The sequence below is a fragment of the Dolichospermum sp. FACHB-1250 genome, from assembly GCF_014696335.1.
GTDB classification, from domain to species: Bacteria; Cyanobacteriota; Cyanobacteriia; order Cyanobacteriales; family Nostocaceae; genus Dolichospermum; species Dolichospermum planctonicum.
In genome coordinates, this window is sequence record NZ_JACJPZ010000038.1 from 1 (window position 1) to 13,141 (window position 13,141).

General features: G+C 36.8%; 15 protein-coding genes and 1 pseudogene. 8 read left to right on the forward strand and 8 right to left on the reverse strand.

Annotation, left to right across the window (positions count from 1 at the left end; all coding sequences use genetic code 11):
• Window positions 1-178: 178 nt before the first annotated feature.
• Window positions 179-1,351 (forward strand): tetratricopeptide repeat protein, encoded by a 1,173-nt coding sequence (locus tag H6F39_RS14070; RefSeq protein WP_242028650.1) that lies wholly within the window; start codon window positions 179-181, stop codon window positions 1,349-1,351.
• Between the two features lie 24 nt (window positions 1,352-1,375).
• Here the strand turns inward: H6F39_RS14070 and H6F39_RS14075 are convergent, their stop codons facing one another.
• The 3 genes and pseudogenes from H6F39_RS14075 to H6F39_RS14085 all read right to left on the reverse strand — a co-directional run bounded on the left by H6F39_RS14075 (window position 1,376) and on the right by H6F39_RS14085 (window position 2,648).
• On the reverse strand, window positions 1,376-1,822 hold the full coding sequence (locus tag H6F39_RS14075) for a type II toxin-antitoxin system VapC family toxin (RefSeq protein WP_137906482.1): 447 nt from the start codon (window positions 1,820-1,822) through the stop codon (window positions 1,376-1,378).
• On the reverse strand, window positions 1,823-2,119 hold the full coding sequence (locus H6F39_RS14080) for a hypothetical protein (RefSeq protein WP_051347516.1): 297 nt from the start codon (window positions 2,117-2,119) through the stop codon (window positions 1,823-1,825). It lies immediately after the preceding gene.
• Between the two features lie 78 nt (window positions 2,120-2,197).
• Window positions 2,198-2,648 (reverse strand): annotated as a pseudogene (locus tag H6F39_RS14085) (hypothetical protein).
• Between the two features lie 300 nt (window positions 2,649-2,948).
• Here H6F39_RS14085 and H6F39_RS14090 point away from each other — a divergent pair.
• A complete protein-coding gene (locus H6F39_RS14090) occupies window positions 2,949-4,625 on the forward strand; it encodes an AarF/UbiB family protein (RefSeq protein WP_190371080.1) in 1,677 nt (558 codons plus the stop codon).
• Between the two features lie 46 nt (window positions 4,626-4,671).
• Window positions 4,672-5,052 (forward strand): hypothetical protein, encoded by a 381-nt coding sequence (locus H6F39_RS14095; RefSeq protein ID WP_137906484.1) that lies wholly within the window; start codon window positions 4,672-4,674, stop codon window positions 5,050-5,052.
• A gap of 159 nt (window positions 5,053-5,211) precedes the next feature.
• Here the strand turns inward: H6F39_RS14095 and rppA are convergent, their stop codons facing one another.
• Entirely contained in the window at window positions 5,212-5,904 is a 693-nt protein-coding gene (gene rppA / locus H6F39_RS14100; RefSeq protein WP_137906485.1) for a two-component system response regulator RppA, read from the reverse strand.
• A 75-nt stretch (window positions 5,905-5,979) separates the two neighbouring features.
• On the opposite strand from rppA, the gene hisG reads away from it, so the two are divergent.
• Window positions 5,980-6,624 carry an ATP phosphoribosyltransferase gene (gene hisG / locus H6F39_RS14105; protein WP_137906539.1) on the forward strand — a complete coding sequence of 215 codons (645 nt, stop codon included), beginning with the start codon at window positions 5,980-5,982 and terminating at the stop codon, window positions 6,622-6,624.
• 99 nt (window positions 6,625-6,723) lie between these two features.
• On the opposite strand, the gene H6F39_RS14110 is transcribed toward hisG, so the two are convergent.
• Both H6F39_RS14110 and H6F39_RS14115 read right to left on the reverse strand, forming a co-directional pair.
• The gene (locus H6F39_RS14110; protein ID WP_190396892.1) at window positions 6,724-8,103 is read right to left on the reverse strand and encodes a cytochrome c biogenesis protein; all 1,380 of its coding nucleotides are present in this window, start codon (window positions 8,101-8,103) and stop codon (window positions 6,724-6,726) included.
• Between the two features lie 3 nt (window positions 8,104-8,106).
• Window positions 8,107-8,844: a cytochrome c biogenesis protein CcdA gene (locus tag H6F39_RS14115; protein ID WP_137906487.1), complete on the reverse strand. Its 738-nt coding sequence runs from the start codon at window positions 8,842-8,844 to the stop codon at window positions 8,107-8,109.
• A gap of 261 nt (window positions 8,845-9,105) precedes the next feature.
• On the opposite strand from H6F39_RS14115, the gene H6F39_RS14120 reads away from it, so the two are divergent.
• Window positions 9,106-9,522 carry an NUDIX hydrolase gene (locus H6F39_RS14120; protein ID WP_137906488.1) on the forward strand — a complete coding sequence of 139 codons (417 nt, stop codon included), beginning with the start codon at window positions 9,106-9,108 and terminating at the stop codon, window positions 9,520-9,522.
• 8 nt (window positions 9,523-9,530) lie between these two features.
• Here H6F39_RS14120 and H6F39_RS14125 read toward each other — a convergent pair whose 3' ends face one another.
• A complete protein-coding gene (locus tag H6F39_RS14125; RefSeq protein ID WP_190371082.1) occupies window positions 9,531-10,025 on the reverse strand; it encodes an ureidoglycolate lyase in 495 nt (164 codons plus the stop codon).
• A 223-nt stretch (window positions 10,026-10,248) separates the two neighbouring features.
• Window positions 10,249-10,509 carry a photosystem I reaction center subunit PsaK gene (psaK, locus tag H6F39_RS14130; RefSeq protein WP_028083052.1) on the reverse strand — a complete coding sequence of 87 codons (261 nt, stop codon included), beginning with the start codon at window positions 10,507-10,509 and terminating at the stop codon, window positions 10,249-10,251.
• A 227-nt stretch (window positions 10,510-10,736) separates the two neighbouring features.
• Here psaK and H6F39_RS14135 point away from each other — a divergent pair, with 227 nt between their 5' ends.
• Genes H6F39_RS14135 through H6F39_RS14145 form a run of 3 tightly spaced genes read left to right on the forward strand, consistent with a single transcriptional unit; the run spans window position 10,737 to window position 13,125 of the window.
• The gene (locus tag H6F39_RS14135) at window positions 10,737-11,171 is read left to right on the forward strand and encodes a SufE family protein (protein ID WP_137906490.1); all 435 of its coding nucleotides are present in this window, start codon (window positions 10,737-10,739) and stop codon (window positions 11,169-11,171) included.
• Window positions 11,172-11,216: 45 nt separating this feature from the next.
• Window positions 11,217-12,125, forward strand: coding sequence for an alpha/beta fold hydrolase (locus H6F39_RS14140; protein WP_190371083.1), 909 nt, complete (start codon window positions 11,217-11,219; stop codon window positions 12,123-12,125).
• A 28-nt stretch (window positions 12,126-12,153) separates the two neighbouring features.
• A complete protein-coding gene (locus H6F39_RS14145; RefSeq protein ID WP_190396893.1) occupies window positions 12,154-13,125 on the forward strand; it encodes a GTP-binding protein in 972 nt (323 codons plus the stop codon).
• The last annotated feature ends 16 nt before the right edge of the window (window positions 13,126-13,141 follow it).

The following is a 13,141-nucleotide window of genomic DNA, read 5'->3' on the forward strand; positions in this document are numbered from 1 at the left end:
TTCCTCAATATGGGCTGCAACTATTTTTTCTCGGAGATCCACTGAATATGCTTTCATGACAGTATTATCTTTATTATTACTAACTGTACCTCATAACTTCGGAAACTGCTGTATAAAAATTGATAGAGTAGAACCACAGTAAAAGCAAGAAATAATTGAGATTTTACAAAGTTTATTAATGGAATATAAGCCTACTGGTGAGCAAACGAATGATGGTAATTTACGCAGGTATAGCAATATTTTATTAGAATTGGGAACAGCTTATATTAGTCAGCATCAACCGAAAACAGCGAGGGAATATTTAGCAGAAGCTTTGCAAAATGCGGAAAAATTAGCAGATGTTAATTTTAAGCGTCAGGTTTTGAATGAAATTGGTGATGCTTTTGCTGAGGAAAGAAAATTTGCAACAGCGATTAATTATTATCAACAGGGTTTAAATATTGCCCAAGAATTAAATAACCGTAATGGTGAAAGTTATGCTTTGTTTAAATTAGGTAATGCTTATTTCGATTTACGGCAATTTTTAGAAGCTAGGAAATATTATCAACAGTGTTTAGCAATTTATCAAGAGTTAGATGATCATGATAACGAATCTCGAACCTACAACCAGTTGGGAATATTAGCCCAAGAAATGCGGGAATATGCCCAAGCACGGGACTTTTATCAACAAGCTTTAGCTATCTGTATCGAATTTGGCGATCGCTTTTCTCAAGCCGCAACCTACCACAATTTGGGAATATTAGCCCAAGAAATGCGAGAATATGCCCAAGCACGGGACTTTTATCAACAAGCTTTAGCTATCTGTATCGAATTTGGCGATCGCTATTCTCAAGCTAGAATCTACCACCAATTGGGAAGAGTAGCCGAAGAAATGCGGGAATATGCCCAAGCACGGGACTTTTATCAACAAGCTTTAGCTATCTATATCGAATTTGGGGATAGATATTCTCAAGCCTCAACTTACCACCAGTTAGGAATATTAGCCCAAGAAATGCGAGAATATGCCCAAGCACGGGACTTTTATCAAAAAGCTTTAGCTATCTATATCGAATTTGGCGATCGCTTTTTTCAAGCTAGTACCTACCAACAGTTAGGAATATTAGCCCAAGAAATGGGGGAATATGCCCAAGCACGGGACTTTTATCAACAAGCTTTAGCTATCTATATCGAATTTGGCGATCGCTATTCTCAAGCTAAAACCTACCACTGTTTAAGCACACTTGCAGAGGCACAGGAAGATTATACAGAAGCAAGGGTAAATTTACAAACAGCCTTAGAGATATATATTGAATATAAAGATGAATATTGGGGGAATATTGCGAGGGAGAATTTAGAGAGATTACCAGAGTGATGCTAAAAGATAGAGTTTTCAGATTCATTCAGACGCTATCTTTGTGGGATTAACAGCTATTATTTCCGAGTAACGAGCAAAATCCTTGGTGTTAAATGTCAGAATGTGAGTTATCCCATGAACAAGCATTGCAGCTACAAGTTTCGCATCATGCACATTGATACCAATAACAGAATGAGTAATAACAAGCCCTTCCCATTCTGAATAAACTGCTTCGGTGTCTAAAGCAAGATGAAAAATAGTTTTTAATCGTTTTATTTCTACTTCTGCTTCTATTGCTGTACGTCCTAATCCATTTCTCTCAATGGGACGAGTGTAAACATTCCAAAACTCAATTAAGTTTTGCGGGACGATATGTAATGTTTCTCCCTGGCCTAGCAATTTATTGATAGCATTGACAGCATCACTATTCATGGGATGAGATAAATCAACGCTACGTAATAATATATTTGTGTCTATAAGATAAGGCATTTAACCCCTGTCACCATAAATACTTTCGCGGCTGATTGCTTCATCAGAAAGGTTTGGGAAATTCAGATTTTTGTGACTCTCTACCCATGCTTGAAATGCAGCTATCTTTTGTTCTGGAGTAGCAGTTTCATCAACCTGAGTTTCTTGTTGCGGTTTTACCAATTGCGTTAGTATTCTATCTAAATATGGTTTAATTTCTTCAGGATTACGGTTAGTTATATCAACCAAAATTTGAGTGATTGTTTCCAAATCCTGTTTATGTGATTCTTGTAAAAAATGCAAAACGTCTGTATTCATAACTTGAGTTATTTGTGAATATTTTTACCTAAATTCCTAAACTTCCAGGACGGGGAAATCCCGCCCCTACATCATAAATTATTTGGCTGGGGGTAAAGTTCCACCACTAGCAGCCGGCGGTTCTGTGTAATCGCAAAAGATATTGACCCCTATTTTCAGGATATATAAAACTATCACAGTGGCGATCGCCGGATCAAGAGGTAAACCACTGGATGAAGCTAAACCCACTCAGAAAACTATCACACCAGTGAGTAAAGGAGAACTACTGGGATTTTTGGTATATTCTTTGATTTGACCACGAAACCCGTCATCACCACAAAGTTCATTTCGCAAGGCTTTGAGGGTGATTTGTAACGGTGACTTATCTCTCCCCATCATAGCTTGACCATTTTTTGCCTGCCATAAATCTTGAAAAGCCCTTTCCATGTCGCCATTGTGCCTTTCTAAATGATCCATTGCTTCGGGGTCCAGGGGTATAATCGGGCATTAATTCCCGCATAGCTTGGATTTCACTATTAGTGATTTGCATAACTAATTCAGATTTTTTACTGAGTGGTGACAAAATTAACTACATTATAGAAAAGGTTTAGTCATTAAGAAATGATAAAATGTCACCAATATACACAAAAAGTTTGTACTTTTATAAAGTATAATTAAGAAAAATATCAATATATCTAGCTCAAGAGGCTCAGTTAGTTAGCTACTGCTGCTAGATGCGGTTAAAGTTTTTTTCTCAAGAGAAAACTACCGTGATCCTGTACAAACAACTAAGTTAGCACGGGATCATGGCGACGGTGTAAAATTCCCAGTTGGAGAGGCAAATAAAGGCGTGGGTCAGTATCAATCTACTGAATTAAAACAGTATAATCCAGAAGCGATCGCTCGTTACTTTCGTTACCGTCCCTGGCTGGTTTGGGGACGACTACTGAGCATCATCTGGTCTTTTGCGGGATTTGTATTTAGTCTCAAGTGGGACGAATGGCAAGAACAAATCGAAGAAAATCAAGGACAAAGAGCTATTGAGTTAAGAAATTTACTCACCCGTTTAGGTCCGACATTTATTAAAGTTGGTCAAGCTCTCTCAACCCGTCCTGACTTAATCCGCAAAGACTTTTTAGCAGAACTAGTAAAGCTACAAGACCAGTTACCACCTTTTGATAATGCTCTAGCATATCAGATTATTGAAACAGAGTTAGATCGCTCCATTGGCGAGATTTTCCGCGATCTTTCCCCTCAGCCGGTAGCAGCGGCCAGTTTAGGTCAAGTCTACCACGGGTGCCTGGTCAGTGGAGAAGAAGTGGCTGTGAAGGTACAACGCCCCAATTTACGCCCCTTACTGACAAAAGACCTGTACCTCATGCGTTGGGTTGCCAGTTGGCTCGCACCCTGGCTACCACTGAATCTCGGTCACGATTTAACTTTAATTGTAGACGAGTTTGGCACAAAGTTATTTGAGGAAATTGATTACATCAATGAAGGGCGCAATGCGGAAAAGTTTGCCCATAATTTCCGTAATGACCCCCAAGTAAAAGTTCCAGGTATTTATTGGAATTATACCAGTAATCATGTTTTAACTCTGGAATGGATTAACGGCTTTAAACTCACAGACACTCAAAATATCCAAGCCGTAGGTTTAGACCCAGAAGCAATTATTCAAATAGGTGTAACTACTGGGTTACAACAACTATTAGAGCATGGTTTTTTTCATGCTGATCCTCATCCAGGTAATTTGTTCGCCATGTCCGATGGTCGCATGGCTTACATTGATTTTGGCATGATGGATCAATTGGAGGAAACAACCAAAGAAAGTTTAGTTGATGCCTTAGTGCATTTAGTAAACAAGGATTACGCCGATTTAGCAGCAGATTTTGTCAAATTGGGCTTTTTAACTGCAAATACCAATATTGCCCCCATTGTACCAGCATTGGAAGCCGTACTAGGAAACGCTATTGGTAAAAATGTCAATGACTTTAACTTCAAAACCATTACTGATGAGTTTTCGGAATTGATGTATGAATATCCTTTCCGTGTCCCGGCGAAATTTGCTTTAATTATTCGTTCTCTCGTGACACAAGAGGGTATTGCGCTAAGTCTCAACCCCAATTTCAAAATCGTAGAAGTTGGTTATCCTTACATAGCACGGCGGTTATTAACTGGAGAATCTCCCGCACTACGGCGGCGGCTATTGAATGTATTGTTTAAAGATGGTAAATTTCAATGGCAACGGTTAGAAAACCTGATTACCATTGCTCGTACTGATAGTCAATTTGATGTTTTACCAACAGCGCGAATGGGTCTGGAATTTATACTCTCAGAAGAAGGTAAATTCTTACGTCGTCAGTTGGTATTAGCCCTGACCGAAGATGACCGTTTACACACGGAAGAAGTCCAACGCTTATGGGATTTGGTCAAGGATGATTTACCACCAAATCGCTTACTAAATGTGGCAATTAGCCTGTTAACAGAGTTTTCCAAAGAAAGTGTAGCAGCTATTTTAGCAAAGTAATTTGTTACCAAATAAAAACGAATTTTAATAACAACCAGGAGTTTTCATGTACTATTACCCTTTACAACCGCCCTACTTTTTACTATTAGTTGGTTTTCTCACGGCTTTAACTTCTGGTCTGGCTCTATCTGGGACATTAAAAGTAATTGTCCAGCAATGGCCTGATGATAAGTCTACTCAAGAAAATACTAATACTCGTTCTTTTTATAAACAATTATTAGTCCCATTTATTGGTATTACAAGTGGTGTTTGTTTATTTCTTGCTTGCGGTTTAGAGATATTCGGTTTTCCCTCTGAACTGGCTTTGGGTGTGGGTTTACCAATAAGTTTGTTAACTTGTGTATTTCTTTGGTGGCAATTAGGAGGTTTGCTAGATTATGTGAAAAGTCAAGGCATGCAATCTCTAGATTTAGATTCTTGGTCTTAATAGATGTTTGAAAAGTCATCAAATGTATAAATAAAACCCTTTTGTAAACCTCTCCTGGCTTAGAGGAGAGACCTTTAAATACCCTCTTTTCTCTTAGTCAAGGGGGTTAGGGGGTTTTATTTATGTAGACGCGGTTTCTAACCGCCAAAACTTCTCAGTTCATTCAATGAAAATACTTCCAAAACGATAACCTTTCCCATAAACAGTATAAATAAGTTGAGTTTTATTCCCTACTTCTACCTTACGACGCAACAGACGAATTAAAGCGGGAACAACATTACTATTAGGTTGTTCCTCATGTTGCCATAAATGCTGTAAAATTTGGGCATGAGTTAATAATTGTCCAGTGTTTTCCATAAAGTATTGTAATAACTGACTTTCTTTTTGCGAGAGTTCAATCATTCTTCCGTGACGATAAGCTATTTGATTTTGGATATCAAGTTCTAAATCTCCTACAATTAATTTTCCCGTTATATTGCTATGAGATTCTGTACCACCACGACGCAATAAAGCCCGAACTCTTGCTAGTAATTCCCGCAATTCAAAAGGTTTTACCAAATAATCATCAGCACCCGCGTCTAAACCTTGAACTCTATCATCAAGAGTATCTTTGGCCGTCAGAAATAACACAGGAGTTGTTTTACCTTGAGAACGTAATTCCTGGCAAATCTCCAACCCCGTTTTTCCTGGTAACATCCAATCTAAAATCAGTAGATCATAACTGCCTATTTTTGTCAAATTGCTGCCACTGATGCCATCATAAGTAGTATCAACACTGTAACCTTCACGGGTTAAAAGACGACTTAAAGGGTCAGTTAGTTCAATTTCATCATCAACTAATAAAATTTTCATTTTGTTGGTAATGGACAATATAGATATATTCTCAATATAGTGAATTATAAACACATTAAGGACATCAAAAAAAGAATGTTAACTGTTGCCATACCAAAAGGTGTATTACTTAAACCTACTCTTCAGCTATTACAATCTGTGGGATTAGATTTTAGTGCTTTCTTAGAATCAGGAAACCGTCAATTGCAAATTCCTGATACTAGTGGACAAGCCAAAGGGCTGTTAGTCCGAGCGCAAGATGTGCCTGTTTATGTAGAATATGGTCAAGCACAGTTGGGAGTTGTGGGTTACGATGTTATTAGAGAAAAACAGCCCCAAGTAGCGCAATTAGTAGATTTAAAGTTTGGATATTGTCGAATGTCTGTGGCTGTAAAAGCAAACAGTTCTTACAAATCTCCTTTAGATTTACCCGCACATGGTCGGGTTGCTTCTAAATATGTAAATTGTGCGCGAGAATATTTCCAAGGTTTAGATTTACCCATAGAAATTGTCCCTTTGTATGGTTCTGTGGAATTGGGTCCAATTACGGGAATGTCAGAAGCAATTGTTGATTTAGTTTCCACAGGCAAAACTTTAAAGGAAAATGGTTTAATTGAAATTGCCACTTTGTATGAAAGTACAGCGCGGTTAATTGTTCACCCTTTAAGCTACCGTTTGAATACAGGTAATTTACATCAATTAATTGAACAAATGCGGTTAGAAATACTCAACCCAGTTTAATTTATTAGTATAAGCAATTAGTAGGTTGGGTTGAAGAATAAAAACCAACATTTTCGAGATTTTTTTGGATTTCCCAAAGCCTCAACCCAACCTACAAAATTATTCACCTTTTTCTATTTTGCTGACCGAACTAAGTTGATCTAAAATTGTCAAAACTTCTTGTTCAAATGCAACTTGAGCGCGGTTAGTTTTACCCCCAATATATAAAGTCTCACCTTTTTGTAAAGCCCAAATTTGGGAATGGGAAAAATAACTCATGACTACACCCAACATTAATAAACCAAAGCCAGTATAAACAATGGGAATACCAGGATCAAATTTAATTTGTAAACCTGTACTACCAATGACATCAATAATTTTTAAATTGACTCCATTTACAGGGATAGACATTCCTGCACGCACAGTATTAATTAATTTACCTTGAGCATCATAAATTAATACCATTCCTTGTAAATCTTTGGCTAATAGGGAAACACCTTCGCTTAAATCAGGTTTTGTTGGTATCCAAGTTCCCCAAATTCTACCTTTACCTTTGGTGTCTAATTGTGCCATTGGTAATTGGAAAATTGGACTTTTATTTAATCTTACCTGAACGCTGGAAATTCCCCAATCTGTTTGATAGAAAACTACACCATGATAACGCAGAGGTTTGTTAACATAAATCTTCTCATGATTAACTTCTTCACCCCGATTATTCAGCACAGACATATCTGAATAAAATTGGTCAATTCCTCCCGTTGGTGTGTAATCAATCCAAAAGCGATTGACACGCACAGACCAATCTTTTAACACATCTTGAGAAGACCAAGCACCAGCATCAACAATATTTTTTACTTGGAATGTATCCCCACTAGAAATCATTTCTTGAGCCATAAATCCCGTCATTGATCCACAAATTCCGCCTAATAAAATGGCGACAATACCAATGTGAACAATGATCGGACCAATCCGACCAATTATACCTTTACGAGCATAAAGAATATCATCTTTCTCTTGAAAAATTCGATAACTTTTTTGCTGCAAAATTGGCATAATTGACTGTAGGGAAACACCATCTAATTCAGCACTCAAAGCTAATTTTTGAAATTGGCGAGGTTCTTCGTAATATTTCCATTTTTGAGCAGCTTTCAGGGCTGGTAATTGACGAGTAAAAGTACAAGCTGTTAAACTCGTTCCAAATAGAACTAATAAACTCAAAAACCACCAAGTTCGATATACATGATCTAACCCGACTACTTGAATAACTTTCCAAGTGAGAAACCCAAATAAAGCGGGATGTTCTGGATAGTTAGATTGGTAAAATGCAGGTAATTGTCCTTGTTCAATGACAGTACCACTAACACTAAATAAGGCAATTACTAATAAGAGGATAATTGCCAAACGTAAATCAGTTAATATGGGTAAAATTTTTCGCCGCATAAATTTCCCAGGTATTAACCACCAAATTAATTCTGTGGATGTTGTTTGATCTAAAGTCATTATTTAGAAACTACTAATAGGGATACGAGAAACTAAGGAAAAAACACCAAAACCTACTAATAATGCCCCGCTAACAGGATTTATCCAGCCAGACCAACGGCGCAATTCTAATAGTTTTTTAATACTAGCAGTAAACGTACCTGCTAAAATTAATGGAGCTACATATCCCGCTGTATAAGCAAGTAGTAAAACAGCACCTAAAACTAAATCTTGGCTATTAGCAACCCAACCCAATAAACTCGCTAAAACTGGTGTGCTACAGGGGGAAGCAACCAACCCAAATGTTAACCCAATGGAGTAGGAACGCACTCCGGGTGGCAAATCTTCAGAAATCCAAGTGTCATTTAAAGAAGGAAATTGTATGGGTAATGCTTCTAATAAGTTTAATCCCATAATAATAGCAATAATACTGACAATAATTGGTAAACCAATTCCTATTTGACCGTAGACTTTACCTATTAAACCTGCTATAATGCCCATTCCTGCCAGTGTAGTTGCTAATCCTAACGCAAACCAAGTTGATTGAACTGCTGCTTGCAAGCGGGTTTTAGCTTCATAACCACCAATATAGCCAATAGTAATGGGCAACATAGACAGCATACAGGGCGTGAGACTCGTAAGCAAGCCCGCAGTAAAAATAATGCCAATACTCACAATACTTAAGTGGGTGAGTTGGTTAGTAACCAGGGTATTAGCAAATTGTTCCAGTTCGTAAATTCGGGTTTCTAGAATTTCTAACATGAGTATGTTTAAGTAAAAAATGCTTACTCTGGTTGAATTTTAACATATTTTGGGTGATCAAGTGATGAAAACAAGTAAATATTAATTAGGATTAATTAGGGTGTTGCCAGATATTTTCCCGGATTTTTGTGAAAGATTGATGAATTTATAGTAAAGATTGCCCATAATCAGGTTAATTATCCTGAAGATTATTTTAGGATCAAATCAACATCAAATATCCGCATAAAACAGAAAATAGTAGTTGAAAAGGAATCTACCACCATGGCTCAGAAAACCAGCAAAGTTTTACAACAATCTGGAGTTATTCCCTATAGAATAATAGAGGGAAAAGTAGAAATTTTATTAATTACAACTCGTAAACGTCAAGGTTGGGTGATTCCTAAAGGGGGACTTTGTAAAGGTATGAGTCCTCATGAGTCAGCAGCAAAGGAAGCATGGGAAGAAGCGGGAGTTTTAGGTAGAGTCACAACGGAAAAATTGGGTAATTATAAATATCGAAAACGGGGGAATATCTATCGAGTAAATTTATTTTTATTACCTGTAGAAGAAGTATTAGAAGATTGGCCAGAAGCCACTGCAAGAGAAAGAAAATGGTTAGAAGTTAACCAAGCTGCTGAATTAGTGAAGGAAAATTCACTAAAAAGAATTATTCAGACTTCATTAATAATGAACCAATAAAAGAGTATTTAAATTATCTCAAAGGACAAATTATGACTTTTGAGATAATTATGGGTAAAATGGTCTACTAAATTTGTATCACTTAATTCTAAATTATAAAAATCTACAAACTCATGATCAAAATATGGTCCTGCGTGCCAAGTTCCCACATCTAATTTAATAAAACAACTACCGGGAATCTGAAAAGCCGCAATTTTTGATAATTCAGGCTCATTTATATGATTATTTGGTGGACAAACTACCATGAACCAATCTTTACCATCTAAAGAACCCAAACATTGAGTACATTTGACATGACGAGTAATGTGGTGAAATTTTCTACCTTTTTCCTGTAACCGCATAATATAAAAACGGGGAATACCATTTTGTAAATTTAATTGTGCATCTTCTTGATCAAAATTTTTGCCATCTTTACTTACATATATTACCTGTCCATAGGGTTGAAAATTCTCTGGTGTAATTAATTGAGATGGTAATTTTTGTATTTTTGATAATGTACTCATAAGTTCTTGACTAAATATTTAGGTGTGACTGAATTAAATTAGAAAAAACCAAGATTTGAAATCTCAAACTTTGCGACTTTGCAACCTTGCAGCTTGGCGCGAAAAATACAGCAAGTTCAGCTTGAATGAGCTACAATGCGGGCAAGATGCCCGCACCACTGTAATACCGAGAAAAAGAGAGAGGAAATATATTTTCCTTCCTCTAATTTCCAGTTAGCAAAATTTAGATTTTGCCAATGTAATGTAGTCCTAAAATAATACCGGCTCCCAAGATATGTCCAAAAGAAGCAGTTGCTAATACAGCGGGTAAACCAAAACCACCGAAAAATTGAGGCGCTGGTAATTCTGGTTTAGCGTTAGGCTGCTGAATGGTAAATTTGCCCACAGCGATCGCAAAAATATTGGCTACAATCATAATGATGCCAATATTGGGACTCCATTCTAACGTTGTTGTAGCTGTAGCCAACAAAGTTGAAGTTAACATCTAAATTTACTCCTGATATTTGGGGATACTTAACAATATCATCTAAATATTCGGTAATAAAAATCTATATCATTGCTTACTTTGTAGCGAAATTTAACATTTGTTTGCAATTCACAATAGAAACAATCCTTGTACTGAATAGCCAGTTTTAGTGTTTGATCATACTTATGGTATCTGGAAGGGCTGATAATTGGTAAGATAAGAGTAATTACTTCCTGAACTTGATCATGTCCTCAACTCTTAACTCTTTACCACCTGCGCTGAAAAAAATTGTCGAACGCTTTCAAAGGGCTACAGAACCCAAAAGACGCTATGAACAGTTAATATGGTACGCTCAAAAACTGCAAGAGTTTCCTGAAATTGACAAACTCCCAGAAAACAAAGTTCCCGGTTGTGTTTCTCAAGTATATGTCACCGCATCTTTAGCAGATGATAAAGTAATATTTCAGGGTGATTCTGATTCCCAATTAACCAAAGGATTATTAGCATTATTGATAGAAGGATTAAATGGATCAACACCTACAGAAATAGTCCAACTTACTCCCGATTTCATTCAAGAAACTGGCTTAAATGTTAGCTTAACGCCTTCTCGCGCTAATGGCTTTTACAACATTTTTAAAACTATGCAAAAAAAAGCTTTAGAATGTAAGTTAGAAAGTTAGAGATGAGGAAATAAGTAAATTCTTTTTAATTATGAACTTAATCAGATGTCTACTAATTTATTAACAAATCCCGCTGCTGCATTTGGTGGTAAAGTACAGGAATATCCTTGGCAATGGGAAAATCAGGAATTACGAATAGTATATGAAACCATTGGCCAAGGTTCACCCATTCTATTATTACCAGCCTTTAGCAGCGTTTCTACCAGGGCAGAAATGGCAGAATTAGCCAGACTACTCGCACCCCATTTTCAAGTCACAGTCATAGACTGGCCTGGGTTTGGTGACTCTTCCCGACTCGGTTTAGATTACAGACCAGTCATATATCAGCAATTTTTGGCGGATTTTGTCAAATCTGTATTTAATACGACAGTTTCCGTAATTGGTGCCGGTCATGCTGCTGGTTATATTCTAGAACTAGCGTTTAAAGAACCGCAAATACTTAACAAAGTTGTATTAATAGCCCCAACTTGGCGTGGACCTTTACCAACAATGGGCGCAACTCAGGAAATAGCGGCTATGGTACGGGGAATTATCAGATTTCCCATTATTGGTCAATTCCTGTATAAGCTCAACACAACACCATCTTTTTTAAGATGGATGTACACTCGTCACGTTTTTAGTAATGCTGACAAACTTACACCCAATTTTATCGCCAATAAATGGCAAACTACCCAAAAAACAGGAGCAAGATTTGCTTCAGCGGCTTTTGTCACAGGTAATATTGACACATTTTACACTCAATCAGAATTTCTTTCTCTAGCTCAATCTTTGTCTGTACCAATTATGGCAGTTATTGGCGCATCTAGTCCGACAAAATCACGTCAGGAAATGGACGCATTAGCAGCTTTACCAAAAATAGAGAGTGTGGTAGTTCCTGGTTCTTTAGGACTTCATGAAGAATTTCCAGCAGAGGTTTTTCAGTTTATACTACCATTTTTAAATCGGTTATCATAGGCAAGATTATCAAAGTTGCTTTGACATTATGATGAATTCAGAAACATTTAGTTCAATACCAGTAACCGTTTTAACTGGCTATTTAGGTGCTGGTAAAACCACCTTATTAAACCACATTCTTACCTATGAACATGGTAAAAAAGTCGCCGTCATTGTTAACGAATTTGGAGAAGTAGGTATTGATAATCAATTGGTAATTGATGCGGATGAAGAAATATTTGAAATGAATAATGGCTGTATTTGTTGTACAGTGAGAGGTGATTTAATTCGCATTATTGGCAACTTGATGAAACGTCGAGATAAGTTTGATCATTTAGTCATTGAAACCACTGGATTAGCTGATCCTGCACCTGTAATTCAAACCTTTTTTGTAGACGAAGATTTGCAAAGTCAATTGTCATTAGATGCAGTGGTTACAGTTGTTGATTCCAAGCATATTTGGCAACATTGGGAAGCAGACGAAGCCCAGGAACAAATTGCTTTTGCTGATGTGATTTTATTGAATAAAACCGATTTAGTTACAGCAGAAGTTTTAGATGAATTAGAAACCCGGATTCGGTCAATGAATGCAATGGCAAAAGTTTACCGCACTCATAATTCTCAATTAGCAATGTCAGCTTTATTAGGAGTAAAAGCATTTGATTTAGATCATGCTTTAGAAATTGATCCTAATTTCTTAGGAGAAGATGCTCATGTTCATGATGAAAGTGTTTATTCAGTCGCTATAGTATCACCTGGGACTATCAATGGTGAAAAATTAAATGTTTGGCTATCAGAATTACTCAGAACCCAAGGAACAGACATTTTCAGAATGAAGGGAATTTTGAATATTGAAAATGAAGATAACCGCTTTGTTTTTCAGGGAGTACACATGATATTTGAAGGTAAAGCAGATAGACCTTGGAAAGCAAATGAAACTCGCAAAAATGAACTTGTATTTATTGGGAGAAATTTAGATGAAGCACAGTTAAAAAAAGATTTCTTTGCTTGTATGAGTTAAGTGAATAAAATTCACA

Coding starts and splice junctions, on each gene's coding strand:
- H6F39_RS14070 (WP_242028650.1), top strand. CDS start 179: ATGGAATATAAGCCTACTGGTGAGCAAACGAATGATGGTAATTTACGC.
- H6F39_RS14075 (WP_137906482.1), bottom strand. CDS start 1,822: ATGCCTTATCTTATAGACACAAATATATTATTACGTAGCGTTGATTTA.
- H6F39_RS14080 (WP_051347516.1), bottom strand. CDS start 2,119: ATGAATACAGACGTTTTGCATTTTTTACAAGAATCACATAAACAGGAT.
- H6F39_RS14095 (WP_137906484.1), top strand. CDS start 4,672: ATGTACTATTACCCTTTACAACCGCCCTACTTTTTACTATTAGTTGGT.
- rppA (WP_137906485.1), bottom strand. CDS start 5,904: ATGAAAATTTTATTAGTTGATGATGAAATTGAACTAACTGACCCTTTA.
- hisG (WP_137906539.1), top strand. CDS start 5,980: ATGTTAACTGTTGCCATACCAAAAGGTGTATTACTTAAACCTACTCTT.
- H6F39_RS14110 (WP_190396892.1), bottom strand. CDS start 8,103: ATGACTTTAGATCAAACAACATCCACAGAATTAATTTGGTGGTTAATA.
- H6F39_RS14115 (WP_137906487.1), bottom strand. CDS start 8,844: ATGTTAGAAATTCTAGAAACCCGAATTTACGAACTGGAACAATTTGCT.
- H6F39_RS14120 (WP_137906488.1), top strand. CDS start 9,106: ATGGCTCAGAAAACCAGCAAAGTTTTACAACAATCTGGAGTTATTCCC.
- H6F39_RS14125 (WP_190371082.1), bottom strand. CDS start 10,025: ATGAGTACATTATCAAAAATACAAAAATTACCATCTCAATTAATTACA.
- psaK (WP_028083052.1), bottom strand. CDS start 10,509: ATGTTAACTTCAACTTTGTTGGCTACAGCTACAACAACGTTAGAATGG.
- H6F39_RS14135 (WP_137906490.1), top strand. CDS start 10,737: ATGTCCTCAACTCTTAACTCTTTACCACCTGCGCTGAAAAAAATTGTC.
- H6F39_RS14140 (WP_190371083.1), top strand. CDS start 11,217: ATGTCTACTAATTTATTAACAAATCCCGCTGCTGCATTTGGTGGTAAA.
- H6F39_RS14145 (WP_190396893.1), top strand. CDS start 12,154: ATGATGAATTCAGAAACATTTAGTTCAATACCAGTAACCGTTTTAACT.